At 50.2% G+C, this 17,246-nt stretch carries 11 protein-coding genes; 6 read left to right on the top strand and 5 right to left on the bottom strand.

Features of this window, described 5'->3' with window-relative positions:
* Positions 1 to 168 precede the first annotated feature (168 nt).
* The 4 genes from C5O19_RS21765 to C5O19_RS21745 form a co-directional block, all read right to left on the bottom strand.
* A complete protein-coding gene (locus tag C5O19_RS21765; protein WP_104715501.1) occupies positions 169 to 1,869 on the bottom strand; it encodes a carboxypeptidase-like regulatory domain-containing protein in 1,701 nt (566 codons plus the stop codon).
* A 15-nt stretch (positions 1,870 to 1,884) separates the two neighbouring features.
* Positions 1,885 to 2,832 (bottom strand): FecR domain-containing protein, encoded by a 948-nt coding sequence (locus tag C5O19_RS21760; RefSeq protein ID WP_104715500.1) that lies wholly within the window; start codon positions 2,830 to 2,832, stop codon positions 1,885 to 1,887.
* The gene (locus C5O19_RS21755) at positions 2,829 to 3,383 is read right to left on the bottom strand and encodes an RNA polymerase sigma-70 factor (RefSeq protein ID WP_104715499.1); all 555 of its coding nucleotides are present in this window, start codon (positions 3,381 to 3,383) and stop codon (positions 2,829 to 2,831) included. The genes C5O19_RS21760 and C5O19_RS21755 overlap by 4 nt, the downstream gene beginning before the upstream one ends.
* Positions 3,384 to 3,789: 406 nt before the next feature.
* Entirely contained in the window at positions 3,790 to 4,704 is a 915-nt protein-coding gene (locus tag C5O19_RS21745) for a pirin family protein (RefSeq protein WP_094812821.1), read from the bottom strand.
* Between the two features lie 282 nt (positions 4,705 to 4,986).
* Between C5O19_RS21745 and C5O19_RS21740 the strand changes: the two genes are divergently transcribed.
* Together C5O19_RS21740 and C5O19_RS21735 are read left to right on the top strand one after the other, a co-directional pair.
* Positions 4,987 to 7,626, top strand: a complete 2,640-nt coding sequence (locus C5O19_RS21740; protein WP_104715497.1) for a DUF7133 domain-containing protein — start codon at positions 4,987 to 4,989, stop codon at positions 7,624 to 7,626.
* Between the two features lie 915 nt (positions 7,627 to 8,541).
* Positions 8,542 to 9,492: an SGNH/GDSL hydrolase family protein gene (locus C5O19_RS21735; protein WP_104715496.1), complete on the top strand. Its 951-nt coding sequence runs from the start codon at positions 8,542 to 8,544 to the stop codon at positions 9,490 to 9,492.
* Here the strand turns inward: C5O19_RS21735 and C5O19_RS21730 are convergent.
* Positions 9,484 to 10,335 carry a helix-turn-helix domain-containing protein gene (locus tag C5O19_RS21730; RefSeq protein ID WP_243406475.1) on the bottom strand — a complete coding sequence of 284 codons (852 nt, stop codon included), beginning with the start codon at positions 10,333 to 10,335 and terminating at the stop codon, positions 9,484 to 9,486. The genes C5O19_RS21735 and C5O19_RS21730 overlap by 9 nt on opposite strands.
* Before the next feature lie 177 nt (positions 10,336 to 10,512).
* Here C5O19_RS21730 and C5O19_RS21725 point away from each other — a divergent pair, with 177 nt between their 5' ends.
* From C5O19_RS21725 to C5O19_RS21705, 4 genes are all read left to right on the top strand, one after another.
* Complete coding sequence (locus C5O19_RS21725) at positions 10,513 to 11,460, top strand: NADP-dependent oxidoreductase (RefSeq protein ID WP_104715495.1); 948 nt, start codon at positions 10,513 to 10,515, stop codon at positions 11,458 to 11,460.
* Between the two features lie 25 nt (positions 11,461 to 11,485).
* A complete protein-coding gene (locus tag C5O19_RS21720) occupies positions 11,486 to 12,424 on the top strand; it encodes an NADP-dependent oxidoreductase (protein ID WP_104715494.1) in 939 nt (312 codons plus the stop codon).
* Between the two features lie 25 nt (positions 12,425 to 12,449).
* Positions 12,450 to 13,445: a YhdH/YhfP family quinone oxidoreductase gene (locus tag C5O19_RS21715; RefSeq protein ID WP_104715493.1), complete on the top strand. Its 996-nt coding sequence runs from the start codon at positions 12,450 to 12,452 to the stop codon at positions 13,443 to 13,445.
* A 575-nt stretch (positions 13,446 to 14,020) separates the two neighbouring features.
* Positions 14,021 to 17,212 (top strand): carboxypeptidase regulatory-like domain-containing protein, encoded by a 3,192-nt coding sequence (locus tag C5O19_RS21705; protein ID WP_104715492.1) that lies wholly within the window; start codon positions 14,021 to 14,023, stop codon positions 17,210 to 17,212.
* Positions 17,213 to 17,246: the final 34 nt, after the last annotated feature.

Raw genomic sequence — 17,246 nt, 5'->3', positions numbered from 1 at the left:
GGTACCGGGCTAACGTTCTTTCGTTTTGTATATCCTTGACAACATGCTCTAGCCTTACCCTAAATTTATTTTCATTTTTTTAGGGAAGTACTTTTTATAAAGCGATATGATTTGGTGTAAAATGCTGACTATAAGTAAATTATGTAGAATAAAAATAAGCTAGATTTCTCAAAAATTAACTTGTACACCGCCCTGCCAACCTACCCAGCCGTAAGCAGTGGAGGAGAAATTCCAGTGGGGATAGCCCTTTGCCGAGGTATAGACTTCGCTGAGCTGATCCGCATAGGTGAGGGATAGGGCAGGCCCCGTCGAAAGGGTCCAGTGCGGATTGATCCGGAATTGCAGACTCGTTTCCAGACGAGCCAGTATGGGTAGCGTGTCCCAATTACCCTGATACAGATTTTGCGAGGTAAGGTCCGTAGCGAGTGACCAGCGGGTACCCAGCTGAAATTCTCGTCCCAGCCCCGCCCCAAACGTAAACACGGGTTGCGAAGCAAAGGGCGAATAACCCGCTAGCAGAATGGTATACAGGCGGTGAGTACCACTTTTAAAGGTCAGCTGGAAAGGCACCACGTCGTTGGCGGCTAATGTGAAACTCATTTTGCCGTTTCGAATTAGGTTAATCAGGCCCAGACTATAGCCTGATGAGCTATCGGCTACATTGATCAGGCCCAGTTGTAATCCTTTCACATGCCGGGCGTAATTGTAAAGACTGGTCACCTGAGCACCCGTTACCGTATCACGATGGTGGTTGACCAGTCCGGAAATCTGTACGCTGGCAGTACCCCGCCGGGCCTGATTCAATACCCCCGCCAGCTGAACACTGCCGTGGGTAATATCCGCCGTATTGAATACGCCCGCAATCTGTACGGAACGCTGACTGGTTTGAACGCGATTACTAACACCCGCGATCTGCACGCCCCGAAGCGTATCCAGAGCCCTATTTAGCAGACCGGCGGCCTGAAACCCGTAGACACTACTACCCACCAGATTAAACAAACCCGCTAACTGTACCGACCGAACATCGTTTTTGATGATGTTGAAAACGCCCGCAATTTCGACCCCCTGTACGCCGGCATTGTACCCACCCAGTAGATTGACCGACACTTTATTGACGACCTGTGAACTCAGTCGACCGTGGCTACCCAGACCCGGAGTGAGGGCGATTTGGTAGGGCAGATTGACGAAAAAGCGACTCAAGTTCTGACTTTGGGCCCGCAAGCGACGGGACAGAAAGGTCCGGCCCAACCAGGTTCGTTCGCCCCGGGAATTCGGATTGATCGTCACCTCATCGAGCAGGATCGCTTTGGGTTTGATGCGAATGGTTACTTCCTGGTTGGCTGGCAGGGTCAGCGTGGTGTCGCCGTACCCAATTTTACTGACCGTGAACGATAAAGGGACACTCCGGTCTTTGACCCGAAGTTTGAAATAGCCCTGGTCGTTACTGACCGTGGCTACAAACCGCGTCTTGTCGTAAATACTCACGAGGTCGGCTTTTTCGCCCGTTTCATCGTCCAGAATATAGCCACTGATGGTCGATTGTCGTTCGACTTTTCCCGGCTGAATGATCAGATAATTACCCGTTTCCTTGTACGAAAAGCGGTTCCCAAACAACAGCTGTAGGGTATACTGAACGGTCTGGTTGCTCACCTGTAAGGAGACCAGACTGTCGCGGGGGATCAGGTTGCTGTTGTAAGAAAAATAGAAATCGCCTTTCTCGCCGATGTGTTGAAGCACCTGCGAAAGGGGTTCTCGTTTCACCGTCAGTGAAATTTTTCGAACGAGCAGTTGTTGGGCATGAAGGTCGAAAATACAGGCGAAGGCACCCAGAATCGTTACTACCCACGCCCTGACAGGAATGGAATGCATGCCGAAAGGTAAGGCCTATTTCAGCAGGAATTGATCTCCCTGCTGGTCAATTTTTAACTGAAGGGTATGAGCAATGATCTCCAGCACGCGTTCCAGCGGCAGTTGCGGCAAGGTGGTAGTAATGGGTAAAGCTTCCAATTCCGGCCGGGCGATGCGTATCTGAACACCGTAGGCTTCATTGAGAGTCTGGACGAGCGTACGGAGGGGCGTCTGCCTGCAAACAAAGGTTTTCGTGTGGTAATACGTGTCGAGATCGTCGTGGATTTTAAGTTTTTCCGGTTTGCGTTCGTCAGTGGGGACAATCGCTTTTTCCTGCGGGCGTAAGTCGATCCGGTACGGTTGACGACGGACTTGCACGTGACCGGTTTTTACCACTATTTCCGTTTGTGTATCGGTTTGCTTTACATTAAAGGAAGTGCCTAGCACGCCTACCGACATGGTATTGACCTCAACGGTAAAGGGGCGGGATGGATCACGTTGCACCGAAAAGAAGGCTTCTCCCGTCAAGTGTACCCGGCGGCTACGAAAGGTTTTGTCATAACGCAGCGACGAGTGCCGATTCAGTGTCACGTTGGAGCCGTCGGGTAGGATAATCGATTGGGGTTGATTGCCGGATTGAACGCTGAGCAGTTCGGTCGGCGTCAGCCACAGGTATGTTTGCCAGCCGATACCCAGCATCAGTAAGACAACTGCCGCCCGTATCCAGCCTCGAAAACGGGGGATGGAGCGAATAGATGGTTTTTGAATTCGCTGTTGAAAGTGTTCCCAGGCGATCTCTTCATCTAGTACGAGTGGTTCAGCCGAAGGCTGGCTTTGTTGCCAAATGGTGCGGAACTGGGCGTAGTACTGCTGGTGACGATCGCTTTCCCGTAGCCAGGCTTCTACCTGCGTTCGTTCGGGTATACTGGTTTCATGCAGCATGTACTTCACCAGTAAATCGTCCATTTTTGAATCGATTTTCATACAAACAAAGGGGATTGGGGTAACCAGACAAGTAGTCCCAGCAGGGGTAGGTAGTCAGCCAGTTGCTGACGTAAAAAGCGTAGGGCTTTGCCCATTTGGTTTTCAACCGTTTTGACGGGGATTTCCAACAGGTCGGCAATCTGCTGGTACTTCAGCTCCTCTACTCGGCACAGGTGAAAAACGGTCCGACATTTCTCGGGCAAGTCCCGCAAGGCCTGATTAAGGCGTTCTTCCAACTCCACGAGTTCGAGCGTGTGAGTAGGTTGTTGGGGTCGGTCTTTCAGCTCCCGCTGGGCATATTGCAGGTACGATTGCTCGACCTTGACGTGTTTGAGGTAGTTTAGACTTTCGTGATAAACCGCCCGGTAGAGATAACCCGTAGTAGATTCCCGAATTAGCAGCTTTTTCTCCCACAAGCGGCAGAAGACACTCTGTACCATTTCTTCCGCCATCACGTCGTCTTTCACCAGTGTGTAGGCGTAGGCGTGAAGTTTCTTCACGTGGGTCTTAAAAAGCTGCTCAAATTCCTGCTCAAACGAGACTACTTGCATGGGGCTTACGGCTGATGTCTTCGGTGGCTAGGACAACTCAGTCGGACTTTCCCCTACAGAAATCAAAAATCTTTTTAAAATCGGTACCTATTCGGGCCTTGTATGGGAAGAAAAAAGCCCCGGTAGTAAAGATTGAAAAGACGCTTAAAATAACGTTAAATTATACGTTTAAAAAAACGGTATATACTAGGAGGATATCTTAGGCTAGGTTTACTGGAAGGGACGTTGTTGTTTGATGAAGTAATTGATTGATAGAATGTTATAGTGAAGATGAATGGTGACAGAAATGCTAGTTTATCCCTTTGAAAGCAAAAGGAAATCTTAATCAAAAGAATTGAAGTAGTATACCTATGAAAACACGACCCGGAAATTTAGCTTCCGGATCGTGTTTTCGTATCGTACCGTCTTACGACAAAGCCTGGGGCGGAGGGGAACCCGCCGGTTTGGATCGGTCTTCGGGTAAGGGAACAAACTCCGTATGGTCGGTCGGCGGTAGCGGAATACGGCCCGCCTGCCAGTCGGCCTTGGCTTGTTCAATCCGTTCTTTACTGGAAGAAACGAAGTTCCACCAGATGTAACGATCGCCCAAGTGTTCACCGCCCAGTAACATGATCGTACTGTTTTCAACCGCCACCAAGACTGGATCAATCCCTGGTGTAAAAACCAGCAACTGCCCCACGCCGTAGCGGTGGCCATTGACTTCCACGCTGCCTTTGGCTACGTAGGCTCCCCGTTCGGAATAGCCCAGGGGAATGCCAAAGCGGGTTCCGGCCTGTAAAACCACGTGCACGTAAAACAGCGGCGAATGGGTTTTGACATCATTTTTAACCCCAAAGGCCTCTCCGGCGATGAGTCGCATCCAGACGCCTTTATCGGTAAAAACCGGCAATTGATCAGGCTGGTAATTGGTAAAAGCCGGGTCCGTTTCTTCGTCGGCTTCGGGCAAGGCGACCCAAGTCTGTAGCATCTCCAGCGATCCCCCGGCCAGCGTTGCTGGATCTTCGAAACGCTCGGAATGGGCAATGCCGCGACCGGCGGTCATCCAGTTCACTTCGCCGGGACGAATCACCTGTTCGACGCCCAAACTGTCGCGATGGGTAACCAAACCATTGAACAAGTAGCTGACCGTCGATAAACCAATGTGCGGGTGCGGCAAAACGTCCATACTCGGCAACTGCTCGGCGGTAAACTGTACCGGACCAGCGTGATCCATAAAAATGAAAGGGCCGATCATGCGTCGAAGCCGATAAGGCAGAATCCGGCGAATCGTAAAGTTATTACCCAGGGTTGCGGGTCGGGCATCAATGATGAGGTCTAACATGGCATTTGGGATCGGTTAGCTGTGAATGGTAGTACGTTTCAGTCCCTTGCTTGTTTGATAGCACTTCCAGGTTCATTAAGGATACCTAAAAAGCACCATTCCGTATAGACTTTCAAAAGCCTGTATTTCATAACGGAGGATACGTTGCAAAGCACAGGCTAGGACTTGAAAAAGTGGTAATTAATAACGATTTGCAAATATTAGGGAAAAGGCTGGCTTTTACGGTCTAAAAAATAAGGGTAACCTCTACATTTGTATATTCACGAAACCTCCTCTTCCCTAATGCTTAAGATTACTCTTCCGCTGATTACAGCTTCCTTATTATTATTCTGGAATACCTCCCGCACGAATCGCCCGCAGTCGCTTCCCTCGCAGCGGGTGCTCATCGATTCTTTGCCCAATGGAACTAGTTGGCCCGGGGAATTACGGGTGACTCCTTTTACCGGACCGGAGCTGACGCCAAGCCCCGCCTGTCTGGCCTTAGCACCTTCGGGAGAAGTATTTGTAGGGGTGGATAAGATGGGTTCGCTGGGTAAGAAGGCGGGGCAGGGCAGTATTGTCCGCCTCGTTGACAGCAATCACGATGGCAAGCTCGACTCGCATACCATTTTTGCAAAAGTCGATAACCCACGGGGTATTTTGACCATTGGCGATCAGGTATTCGTACTTCATACGGTTTTCTCGAAGGAAAAGGGCGTGGCTACGGGGATGGACCTGGTCGTGTTCGACGATAAAAACCACGATGGCGTAGCGGACGGACCTTCCCGCCCGCTGATTGAACACATCAGTAATCCGAATTTCCTGCAAAGCCGGGGAACGGATCACGCGACCAACGGCATCCGTCAGGGAATTGATGGCTGGATTTATATCTCTGTAGGTGATTTTGGTTTCCATGACGCAATAGACCGATCGGGTAAAAAGCTGACCATGCTCGGCGGTGGAATCGTACGAGTACGGCCCGACGGTACCGAAATGGAAGTGTATGCCCACGGTACGCGAAATGTGTACGACGTCGCTATTGACCCGTACATGAACATTTTCACGCGGGAAAACACCAACGACGGCGGCGGCTGGAACGTCCGCTTCAGCCATTTACTCCAAACGGGCGAGTACGGCTATCCAACGCTGTTCATGCATTTCACCGATGAAATCATTCCCGCTCTGGTTGACGTGGGCGGTGGTTCGGGTACGGGCTCCTTGTTTATGGACGATGATACCTGGCCGGAGAAATACAACCGCGTGCCGATGATGGCCGACTGGGGTCGTAACCAGCTGTACCTGCACCGCGTGACATCCGATCAGGCCAGTTTTACGCAAAAAGAGGAGGAGTTTATCAGACTTCCGCAGATTACGGATATTGACGTAGACGCGTCCGGACAGGCCTATCTGTCTGCCTGGGATGGTGCCGGTTATTCGGGTAACCCCGGTAAGGGATTTGTGGTGCGGGCGGTTCCGAAAAGCTGGACTTACAAGCCGTTTATGGATGTCAAGAAAGCCAGTGTTGAACAGCTAGTCGGAGCATTGAAGCTGGGTAGTAGCGTAGCTCGTCTGGCTGCTCAGCAGGAATTGCTTACGCGTCCGGCTGCCAGCGTAGCTCCGGCCTCGTGGGCTTTGGTGACGGATGCATCTCAGCCTCTGCACAGTCGGGTAGCCGCTTTGTTCACTTACGCTCAGTCGGCGGGGAGTCAGGGCATCAGCAATCTGGTTAAGCTGACCGAGGATACCACCCTGCGGGAGTTCGCTCTCAAAGCTCTGGCCGATCGCAAAGCCTGGGCTCAACAAGTGCCACTTGAACCTTTCTTGAAAGCTCTGAACGATCCTTCAGCCCGCGTACAAACAGCGGCCATCATTGGTCTGGGCCGTCTGGGAAAACCGGAGGCTGCTACGGCTCTCTTGCGGGTGAAAGTACCGGCATCCTTCGTAGCTCCTGTAGGCAATGCCGAAGGACCTCACGCGACGCCTAACTCGGCGATCGTACCCGCCCACCTGGCCGCTCGGGCACTCGTGAGCCTGAATGCCGTTGACGCCTGCGTAAAAGCACTGGGTACTGATCAATCTACCCTCGCTTTATGGGCCTTACGTTCCATGCACGATCCTAAGGCAGTAGACGGTATCATGGCTGCCTATGACAAAACCAATGATGCTGCCTTGAAAAAGCAGATGCTGGTAACGCTGGCCCGCTTGTATCAGAAAGAAGCCGATTACGATGGAAGCTGGTGGTGGAGTACGCGACCCGACACGCACGGTCCATACTACAAAGCGGTTGCCTGGGAATCATCGCCGAAGGTGAAGGATTTTCTGATGAAACAGTGGCAGCAGTCCGGCGATAAAGCCTTCTACGCGGATCTCAACAGCCGTCATCGCATGAACATCGCCGAATGGGGTGGACAGGAGACTACGGTGGCGAAAGAAGAGGTCAAAGTGGACCTGGAGAAAATCAAGAATAAAAAAGGTCAGGTAGGCGAGTCGTCCATCGAGGATGTCATGCTGGCTTTGGAAAAATTAAAAGGAAATGCTACGCTGGGTAAAACCCTGTTTACGCAGCAGGGCTGCATTGCCTGCCACAGCCTGAGCCGCAATGAACCCATGAAAGGGCCCTTTATGGGACAAATTGGTTCGATCATGAGCCGGGATCAGATTGCAGAATCCATTTTGAAACCCAACGCCTCTATTTCTCAGGGTTTTGCAACGGTTATGATTACCGCAAAAGGTAAGAAAAGCTACATGGGCTTTGTAACGGAAGAATCCGCCAGCCGGGTGGTGCTCCGCGACATTGCCGGGCAGGTATACACCATCAAAGCTTCGGATATTATCAGCCGGAAAGAAATGGAAAACTCGATGATGCCTGCGGGGCTGGCCAATGCCCTTTCCTACGAAGAATTTGCTTCTCTAGTAACCTTCTTATCCGAACAGAAAAAGTAAACGATTGGAGGTATGATTTTAAACAAGGGTACGCAAAACTGCGTACCCTTGTTTGTTTACAGTTTATAGCCCTACTTTTTGCTTGTTTAGAATTGTACTAGGTACTTAACTATTTTATTGAATAATCTGTAAAAATTGAATAAAATACTTACTACAGTAACGCAGGTTAATCAGTGGTCAATAACTTTCCTCTACTGGAATAATCAAGCAGTACTTGTTCTTCTGCCTTCTTATTTTTTCCCGCTAAAGATTATTTGAAAAGTAGAAGAGAGTTAAGAGTAACTAAACGATTGATAAGATATTTTAAGATAGGGAATATAAAACGTGAGCTGTCTAACTAAAGTCAGAAAATAAGATAAGTCAATAATAGAATATACCAATGAAATAGAAGCACGAATAAAACGTTCTATTTCTTTCAATTGCTGAAACTTTACCCAGTGTAACTTCCCTCCAAAATTGGCAATCAATACAAAATCTAATAAAAATTAACTAATGGTAAGAGTCGTGTTTGTAGTATTAATACTACAAGAATTGGTCAAGTTATTCTATGTCCATTGTGAAAATTACCTTATAGGTTTGAGTTTGTAAACAGCATATCTACGGTTTATTCGGCGTATAAGGAAAAGTATTGCCTCGATGCAATGCCTGACATGTGAATCTGGAACGGCCTCAAGACACTGGAATTACAAATTAAATTGACGGTTATGCAGCTCTCACCTGGACCCTGTCCAGTTGTAGACTCAAATGGGGTACTCGCAGGCGGCTTGTACCCCATTCTTTTTTTTATAGAGCTAAAAATTGATTTCTTCGTAGGGTTGAGGTACTTGCTCCGTAATTTTCTAAAAAGAGATCCTCCGCTTATCTTACGGCGGCAGGGGGCTAATCTCTATCATTTGCTCTAAACCAAAATAAAGAATGCGTTCTATTCACGCTCGTTTATTCAGTAAGCGTTTCCTGGTGTTGATGCTGATCAGCTTGTTATGTCACATAGATCTAAAAGCTCAACCCTTTCCTAAAAAGGTACATCGAATTGTCTTCCTGGGTAACAGTATTACTTACGATGGCCGTTATGTGACCGATGTAGCGGCATATTTACGCGTGAAGTACCCCCGTCAGAACTACGAAATCATCAATGTGGGTTTACCCAGTGAAACGGTATCCGGTCTATCCGAGCCCAACCACGCCGATGGTAAATTTCCCCGGCCCGATCTACACGAACGGCTGACTCGGGTTTTGCAGCAAACCAAACCTGATTTGGTAATTGCCTGTTACGGCATGAACGATGGGATCTACCTTCCTTGGGATGAAAGCCGGTTTGCCGCCTTCCGTACAGGAATGCAGTGGTTGCATGATCAGGTCGTGAAGGCGGGTGCCACCATCATCCACGTCACCCCGCCCGTATACGATGAGAGTCGGGGACAGGCTCAGGGCTACGCCGCTGTGCTGGATCGCTACGCTGAATGGCTACTTTCGCAACGAGATGCTCAGCAGTGGCGGGTACTGGACATTCACTTTCCCATGAAAAACTATCTGGAAACCCAGCGGCAACAGAACGCCACTTTTTACCTGGCCGAAGATGGTATTCACCCGCAGGCACAGGGCCACTGGCTCATGGCTCAGCAACTCTTGGTAGGGCTGGGGGAAGATCAGGCAGCTACCGCGACGGATGCCCGAGCGAGCGTAGCTTTTCACCCCAAAGGTGCCCAACTGCTGGAACTAGAAGCGGAAAAGCAGGCCGTACTGAAAGACGCCTGGTTGACGTCTACGGGTCATCAGCGTCCGGGCATGAAAAAAGGACTACCGCTGGCGGAGGCTCTACAGAAAGCCGCCGCTTTGACAAAGCAGCAAAAAGCTTTATTACGCTAGTGCGGATTTCTGCTGGCGGCGGAATACGGTGGGACTGATTCCTCGCTGTTTTTTAAAGAATTTGTTGAGGTGACTTTCATCCGTAAAACCCAACTCGTAGGCAATTTCATTGATTCGCAGGTCACTATGTTGCAACCGGGCTTCGATTAGCTTCGTCCGGTAGTTCGTAATGTATTGCTGCATGGTTTCCTGGGTATGCTTTTTGAAATAGCGGCCAAGGTACGTTTCCGACAGGCCAAAGTACTGGCTGACGGCTTCCGCCCGGATTTTTTCGGGTTCGTGAATATGGTTTTGGATGTAATGCAGAATGTTCAGAGCCCGCTCGTCAGTATGGGCCTGCACCTGTTGAGGTAAGTAGCGGGCAATATTTCGGGTAACAATGACAAGCAGCGTATTCACCAATTGACGAATAAGTTCCTTGTTGTACCGGTCCCACTGGGCATACTCGCGGATAATGGCCTCCACAAGCGGTTGTACCAGCAATTTGTCGGGCTGGTTACGAAGAATACAGCCCGGCTGATGGTTGGCATTTTGCAGAATAAATTCCAGTCGCTGAATGTCGTCGGTCTGAAAGGTATTGGTGTGCAGGTAAATGTCGGTGAACCGCAGGAAAAAGAATTCCGTCGTCGTTTCGATTGCAAACGAATGGCAGTCTTCTGGCGTAATCAGAAACATATGCCCCGGGCGGTACGAAAACTTATTCTGATTAATACACTGAACGCCAGTACCCGACAAAATATAAACCAGCTCAAAAAACAAGTGCTGATGCCCGCCTTTAGGACATTCATCGAGGGTTTTGTGAACAATCGTAAAAGGCTCGTGCAAACGTTCTTTCTGCATCATTGTATGAAATGAATGGACCGGTAACGTAAAAACTTTCGGTATGGACCGTAACGCAAAATCCACCAAGGCATGATTTTACTACCATTGGCACAAATGTACCGGAAATGAGAAAATATCTACCGGGAAGTACTGGAAAAACTGGTACAACTTTGCACCGCACTTAGAACCACAACCAGCATGAAAGCCATTGTAATTAATGAATTTGGAGGCGTCGATCAATTTGTTTACACCGATGTGCCCGTACCCACCGTACAGGAAAATGAAGTATTGATTCAGGTAAAAGCCATCAGTATCAACCCCGTTGATGCAAAGACGCGGGCGGGAAAAGGCATGGCCGGGCGATTAAAATCCGTGCATCCACTGATTCTAGGCTGGGATGTTTCCGGGATTATCACTGAAATTGGTTCCAACGTAACGGCGTTCAAGGTTGGCGATGAAGTATTTGGCATGGTCAATTTTCCCGGTCATGGTCAGGCCTATGCGGAATACGTCGCCGCTCCCGCTGACCAGTTAGCTTTGAAGCCGGCTAATGTTAGTCACGAAGAAGCCGCTGCCGCTACCCTGGCTGCTCTGACGGCCTATCAGGCCATGGTGCATAAAGCTCCGGTTCAGCCGGGTCAACGCGTTTTAATTCACGCTGCTGCGGGCGGGGTGGGTCATTTTGCCGTACAAATGGCGAAACATTTCGGAGCGTACGTCATCGGTACGGCTTCAGCATCGAATCAGGCGTTTGTACAAAGTCTGGGAGCTGATGAATTCATTGATTATACGGCTCAGCCCTTCGATGAAGTCGTGGCGGAGGTGGATCTGGTACTGGATTTCGTGGGAGCCCTGCCCGTACTGGAACGTTCACTCAAGGTACTTAAACCGGGAGCTACGCTCATCAGTATTCCTACGGGATTGCCCGAAGCCATTACACAGCAGGCCGCGGCTCTGGGAATCAATGCCTTTTTCTTTCTGGTACAATCTGATGGAGCCGATATGCAGCAAATTGCCGCTTTAGTAGCGGAGGAAATGGTACGAACCCATCTCTTTAAAATCTATACCTTTGAGCAGATGGGTGAGGCTCATCTCCAACAGGAAACGGGTAGAACCGTAGGCAAGATCGTCGTTACTGTTGCGTAGTTGCAGTTTCTAAATCTTTTCTGGTATGAAAGCCATCGTCATGGAACCCCTTGCCGGGCGTAATCAATTACAGCTCCGGGACTTACCCCGCCCCGCTATCCGGTCCGGCGAGGTACTGGTACAAGTCAAGGCTCTATCCATCAATCCGGTAGATCACAAAACCTTACAGGGGAAAGGACAGTACGAAAACATTAAAAACGACCCGCCTCTGGTTTTAGGTTGGGACATCGCTGGCGTAGTCGTTGAAAGTGCCGCGACCGCCTTTAAAGCGGGGGACGAGGTATTCGGAATGATCAACTTCCCTGGTCATGGCAAAGCTTATGCCGCGTACGTAGCCGCTCCTGCCCAACATTTAGCCCTGAAACCCACCTCCGTTTCCTTCGAAATCGCTGCGGGTACGGCTCTTTCCGCTCTAACGGCGTATCAGGCGATTCGGAAAGCGGCTGTACGGGCGGGCGAGCGGGTGTTTGTGCAGGGGGCCGCCGGAGAGGTTGGTTTTTTCGCCGTACAAATGGCCAAGGCTTTGGGGGCTTACGTCGTCGGAACGGCGAAGGCAGAAGACGAAGCTCTACTGAAGGCCCGGGGACTCGATGAATGGATCAATTACCAGACCACCGATTTCGAACAGGTCACGCAGGATATTGACTTTGCTCTGGACACACTCGGGGCCGAAGCTGCCGTGAAAGCCCTGCATATTCTGAAACCAACGGGTCGGCTTATCACCATTCCGAGTGGAAAGGGGGAGGCGTGGAAAGCGGAGGCCGAAGTACGGGGCTTACAGGCGGATTTCCTGTTTGTCCATTCCAGCGGCGAAGACATGCAGGTACTCGCCGATTATCTAGCCAAAGGCCTGATTCAGCCCCGGATCGCTCATATGTTTACCTTCGATGAAATCATCCAGGTACATGAACAAATGGAAGCCGGTACGCTCAGTGGCAAGATTGTCGTACGGTTGGAGTCATAAGGTTCATCATCTACACTCAAAACGCATGGAAACCACCTTTGAATGTCTGCTTGTAACGCAAGAAACCGACGGTTCTTTTCAAACTACTTTAGCTCGAAAAAGGATTGACGAACTCCCGGCGGGAGAAGTCCTGATTCGGGTTCGTTACTCCTCGCTGAATTATAAAGACGCTCTTTCTGCCTCGGGTAATCGGGGCGTGACTCGCCAATACCCCCATACGCCGGGCATCGACGCAGCAGGGGTTATTGAAGCTTCCAGTCACGGCGACTGGCAGGTAGGCGATGAGGTAATCGTTACCGGTTTTGATCTGGGCATGAATACCAGCGGTGGCCTTTCCCAATACATTCGGGTGCCCGCTCAATGGCTGGTTCGTCGGCCCGAGTCCTTAAGCCTCAAAGAAAGTATGAGTTACGGTACGGCGGGTTTTACGGCCGGGTTGAGCGTAGCGGCCTTACTCCGGTCCGGAATTCGTCCCGAGCAGGGGCCTGTAGTCGTTACCGGAGCGACGGGCGGCGTAGGTTCTATTGCCGTAGCCATTTTGGAACGTTTGGGGTATCCTGTTACCGCCGTTAGTAGCAAAGCCGAAGCCCATGCGTTCCTTACCCGTCTGGGGGCCAGCGAAATTATTCCCCGTACGGAGCTGGAAGATACCTCAGGGAAAGCCCTATTGAAACCGCGTTTTGCCGGTGCCATAGATACCGTGGGTGGTTCGGTATTAGCTACTCTTGTTAAAAGTGTGCAGTACGGCGGGGTGGTTACCTGTTGTGGCATGGTGAATGGGGGCGAATTGCCCTTGACGGTCTTCCCGTTCATCCTACGCGGCGTACAGCTCCTTGGAATCGATTCGGTTGAATACCCCATTGAATCCCGATCGGAAATCTGGAAGCACCTGAGTGGCGATTGGAAACCTGCGGATTTACCGAGCTTAACGCGAGAAATCACCTTGGCCGAAGTTCCCGCCGTCCTTGAAACCATACTGAAAGGGCACATGCAGGGCCGGGCTTTGGTCCGCATCGACTAATACGCACTTCTTTATTTTCTTCCCTTTTTTCATTCATCCCTTCGATGAAACAGCTTCTTATTGCCTTTTTTCGTACTGGGACCCTTTGCTAGGTAGGAGCACAGGCTCATTTCAAAATGGATAGTTTACTTATTCAACACCTCACAACCGAGATTTTGTGGTGGTACCGTCTACTCTGCGGTGCAATGATAGTTTACTCGTGGAGGGTCGACGTTTCTCGGTCGATCCGTTTTTGAATCAGGTTAAATGGGAGTTTGATCAGTTATATGCTGAATCGGAAACCCGGCGGCGTCAATGATCCGTCAGCTTTCACGACCGGATTGGGGGTACGCCTGCGATGGTGCGAGCCACAATGGAACTGCTGCGGTACATCTAACAGCACTAGCGAGTTAGCTTCAAACAAAAGGATGAAATAGCCCGTGTGACGCTGGAAGATAAAACCGGTTTACGGGCCTAGAACCACAGAGAGGCATTTATTGCGGAATTCATTCGTATTGATTTCGTAACGGGCGGTTAATATCCAGTTAACGTTGGAACTGTCTATTTGCGGGAATTTTACGCTTTATTCCCATTAGATGAAAAAATCTTTATTACTCGCCATCCTGGTTGTTTTGGGTACGTGCTGGCTTGCTCAGCCCTCGTTTGCCCAAACGACGCAAGCCTCGATTTTCGGGGTTATTTATGAAAAAGATAACGCACCCTTACCGGGAGCAACCGTTCAGATCAAAAACGAATCGACGGGCTTTACGACCGGAACCGTTACGAATGCCAAAGGTGAATACTCTTTTAAAGAGCTTCCCCTGGGTGGTCCCTATCTGGTGCGTGCCACCTTCGTTGGTTACGGTGAACAAAAGCGAACGGGCTATATGCTCAACCAGGGTGACGCCATCCGCGTGAACCTGACCATGCAGGAAGGTGAACAAAGCTTACAGGTAGTTGAAGTTGTCGCTTCCGGTCTGAAAAACAAGATCGAAGATATCGGTACGGCGACGGCCATTTCAGCAAAAGCCATGTTGACACTACCTGTAAACGGTCGGAACTACCGCTCTCTGATGGACCTTTCTCCGCTGAGTCGTGGGGATAACCTTTCGGGTCAGTTAGCTTCTTCCACCAACTTTACCATTGATGGGATGACGGCTAAAAACCCGACCTCGGCCGGAGCCACCACCAGCCGAAGCGGGGCTCCATACTCGATTTCCATGGAAGCCATTCGGGAGTTTAAAGTCGTGACCAACCAGTATGACGTAACCTTCGGCCGGGCCGGGGGTGGTACGGTGAGTGTGGTAACGAAAGCCGGTACCAACAAATTTACAGGAAGCATTTTCAACTATACGCGGGCGAACTGGCTGTCAAGCCCCTATGATATTCGGGGGAACAAACGCGATGCTCCTTTCTCAACGAATCAGTACGGTTTCTCGCTGGGCGGTCCGATCATTAAGGACAAACTACACTTTTTCATGGTATGGGATCACCAGCAGGATTCCCGCCCGCTGATCATTGCGGACATTCGGACGGCTACCGATGAAAGCCGTTTTAACGTAACAACCGCTACCCTCGATCAGTACATTACCATTGCCCGTAACAAGTACGGTATGTCGCCCGAAGGTCGACAGTACGGTAATTTTGATAAAAAACGTGGTTCGGACGCAGCCTTTGCCCGGATCGACTGGCAGATCAACAACAAGCACCTGCTGACCCTGCGGAATAACTTTACCAGCGACGTTAATAAATTAGGTTTAGCCGATAACACGGCCATCAACCTGTATGAATCGTACGGTAACGATTACAACGTAGACAACAGCTTGCTGGCTACCTTACGCAGTACGCTGAATCCGCGGATGACCAATGAGCTGAAACTTCAGCACCTGTATACCTACCAGAAAAGTAGCCCCGGTGATCAATTGCCCGGAGCCAACATCCCCCGGGCGATCGTCGAAAACGTCGCATCTACCCTAACTGGAGGCCGGAATGCTACGACGAACATCCAGATGGGTGGTCACCGTTTTGCTCAGGAACGTTTCCGCAACAACGTCATTCAGTTGGTAGACAACCTGTATTACAACACCGACAAAGTACAGTATACCTTTGGCTTTGACGTGATGTACACCAATGCTTATTCGGTGTACGGTAGTGAAGTAAATGGTCGCTTCCACTATAATACGGAGGTAGATCCAACCACGGGCGGTACGATTACGGCTCTGGAAAACTTCAACAACCTGAAGCCTTACCGCTACTACCGCGAAGTGCCTTTGATGGATGACTGGGGTGTAACGGGTAAAACGCTTAACGCGGGTATTTACGGACAAATGCAAACCAAGATTGCCCGCGGTCTGGACATGACGGCCGGTCTGCGTCTGGATTATACGCATTACCCTTCTTCTCCGCTTAATCAGGATTTGCTTAACGAACTGGGTATTCGTACCGATAACAAACTGAAGGCTTTTGTCGTACAGCCTCGTCTGCAATTTACTTGGGATGTGAACGAGCGTCACACCGATTATGTACGTTTTGGCGGGGGGGTATTTGCTTCCGACATCAACAACTACATGGTTATCAATAACCTAACCTTTGACGGTAAGCACCTGGCTACCGTGGATGTTCGGGGAGCAAACGTGCCGAGACCGGACTTCAATGCGTACCGGAATAATTACGGTAGTATTCCAAGTCTGGCTCAGTTTCAATTGCCTACCATCAACACCTATGGTCCGGATGTTCGTATTCCCGTGGTGTACAAAGCAAACCTGTCGTACAGCCGCTTCCTGACGGATCGTCTTCGCGTAGGAATCGCCGGATATATGTCACTGGGTCGTAACAACTACACCTACGTAGATCGCAACATGGCGGTAGAGCCTTTCTTCCGCCTGTCACAAGAAGGCAATCGGGGCGTGTACGTACCTTTGAACAGCATGCCGACGAGTGGTGTACCCGATTGGCTGGAAGGTCGAATCAGCAAGAAATATGGTCGCGTCCTGGAGTTGGTTAGCGAAGGAAAAGTAAACCAGTTTGCTTTCGTAGCTGATGCCACGTACCGTTACTTCCGGGATGGGGAAATCACGGCCAGCTATACCTGGAACGACATCCGCGATAATACGTCCTTTAACGGAAACGTAGCCAACTCAGCAACCCTGTCCCTGCCCGTAGTAGATGACCCACGTAACCTGAGCCGGGTGACGTATTCAGACGGTCATTTCCGCAGTAAAGTGGTCTTGGCCGCTACGCTGCCTTCCTTCTACGGTATCACGATTGGGGTTCGTTACTCCGGCATCGGCGGTACGCGTTACTCGATATTGTCAGGAGCGAATAACAACGGTGACTTTGTGGGTACGAACGATCTGGCCTATATTTTCAGCCGTACCAACGGTAGCGTTCCTGAGAACGTACGTACGGGCCTACAGGCGATTTTGGATAACCCTGACGCTAGTCAGAGCATCAAAAATTACATCCTGAAATACGAAGGAAAAATTGCGGAGCGTAATGGTGGAATCAATGGTTTCTACGGTACGTTCGACGTACGGGCCAACAAGAAGTTCAAGCTTTATAAAAACCACGCACTGGAAATCTCAGCGGACGTATTCAACTTCTCGAACCTGTTGAACAAAAACTGGGGTGTAACGAAGACGTTGGGTACGCAGACGCTGTATGGTTTGCAAGCCGCTGGCTTCGATAAAACGGCTGCTCGTTTCAACTACCGCGTGAACACCGCGGGTGTCGTGAACCCCTCTGGTAACCCTTACCAGATTCAGCTGGGAGCCCGGTACAGCTTCTAGACAAACGAGTATCGGATAAAATTCAATAAAAAAG

Origin of the sequence: Siphonobacter curvatus (assembly GCF_002943425.1) — a bacterium.
Lineage (GTDB): Bacteria > Bacteroidota > Bacteroidia > Cytophagales > Spirosomataceae > Siphonobacter > Siphonobacter curvatus.
The sequence above is the reverse complement of the archived record's forward strand: the minus strand, read 5'-3'. Positions and strand labels throughout refer to the sequence as shown.

Excerpts from the sequence above, each read along its gene's own strand:
- C5O19_RS21765 (WP_104715501.1), bottom strand. The coding sequence starts at position 1,869 with ATGCATTCCATTCCTGTCAGGGCGTGGGTAGTAACGATTCTGGGTGCC.
- C5O19_RS21760 (WP_104715500.1), bottom strand. The coding sequence starts at position 2,832 with ATGAAAATCGATTCAAAAATGGACGATTTACTGGTGAAGTACATGCTG.
- C5O19_RS21755 (WP_104715499.1), bottom strand. The coding sequence starts at position 3,383 with ATGCAAGTAGTCTCGTTTGAGCAGGAATTTGAGCAGCTTTTTAAGACC.
- C5O19_RS21745 (WP_094812821.1), bottom strand. The coding sequence starts at position 4,704 with ATGTTAGACCTCATCATTGATGCCCGACCCGCAACCCTGGGTAATAAC.
- C5O19_RS21740 (WP_104715497.1), top strand. The coding sequence starts at position 4,987 with ATGCTTAAGATTACTCTTCCGCTGATTACAGCTTCCTTATTATTATTC.
- C5O19_RS21735 (WP_104715496.1), top strand. The coding sequence starts at position 8,542 with ATGCGTTCTATTCACGCTCGTTTATTCAGTAAGCGTTTCCTGGTGTTG.
- C5O19_RS21730 (WP_243406475.1), bottom strand. The coding sequence starts at position 10,335 with ATGATGCAGAAAGAACGTTTGCACGAGCCTTTTACGATTGTTCACAAA.
- C5O19_RS21725 (WP_104715495.1), top strand. The coding sequence starts at position 10,513 with ATGAAAGCCATTGTAATTAATGAATTTGGAGGCGTCGATCAATTTGTT.
- C5O19_RS21720 (WP_104715494.1), top strand. The coding sequence starts at position 11,486 with ATGAAAGCCATCGTCATGGAACCCCTTGCCGGGCGTAATCAATTACAG.
- C5O19_RS21715 (WP_104715493.1), top strand. The coding sequence starts at position 12,450 with ATGGAAACCACCTTTGAATGTCTGCTTGTAACGCAAGAAACCGACGGT.
- C5O19_RS21705 (WP_104715492.1), top strand. The coding sequence starts at position 14,021 with ATGAAAAAATCTTTATTACTCGCCATCCTGGTTGTTTTGGGTACGTGC.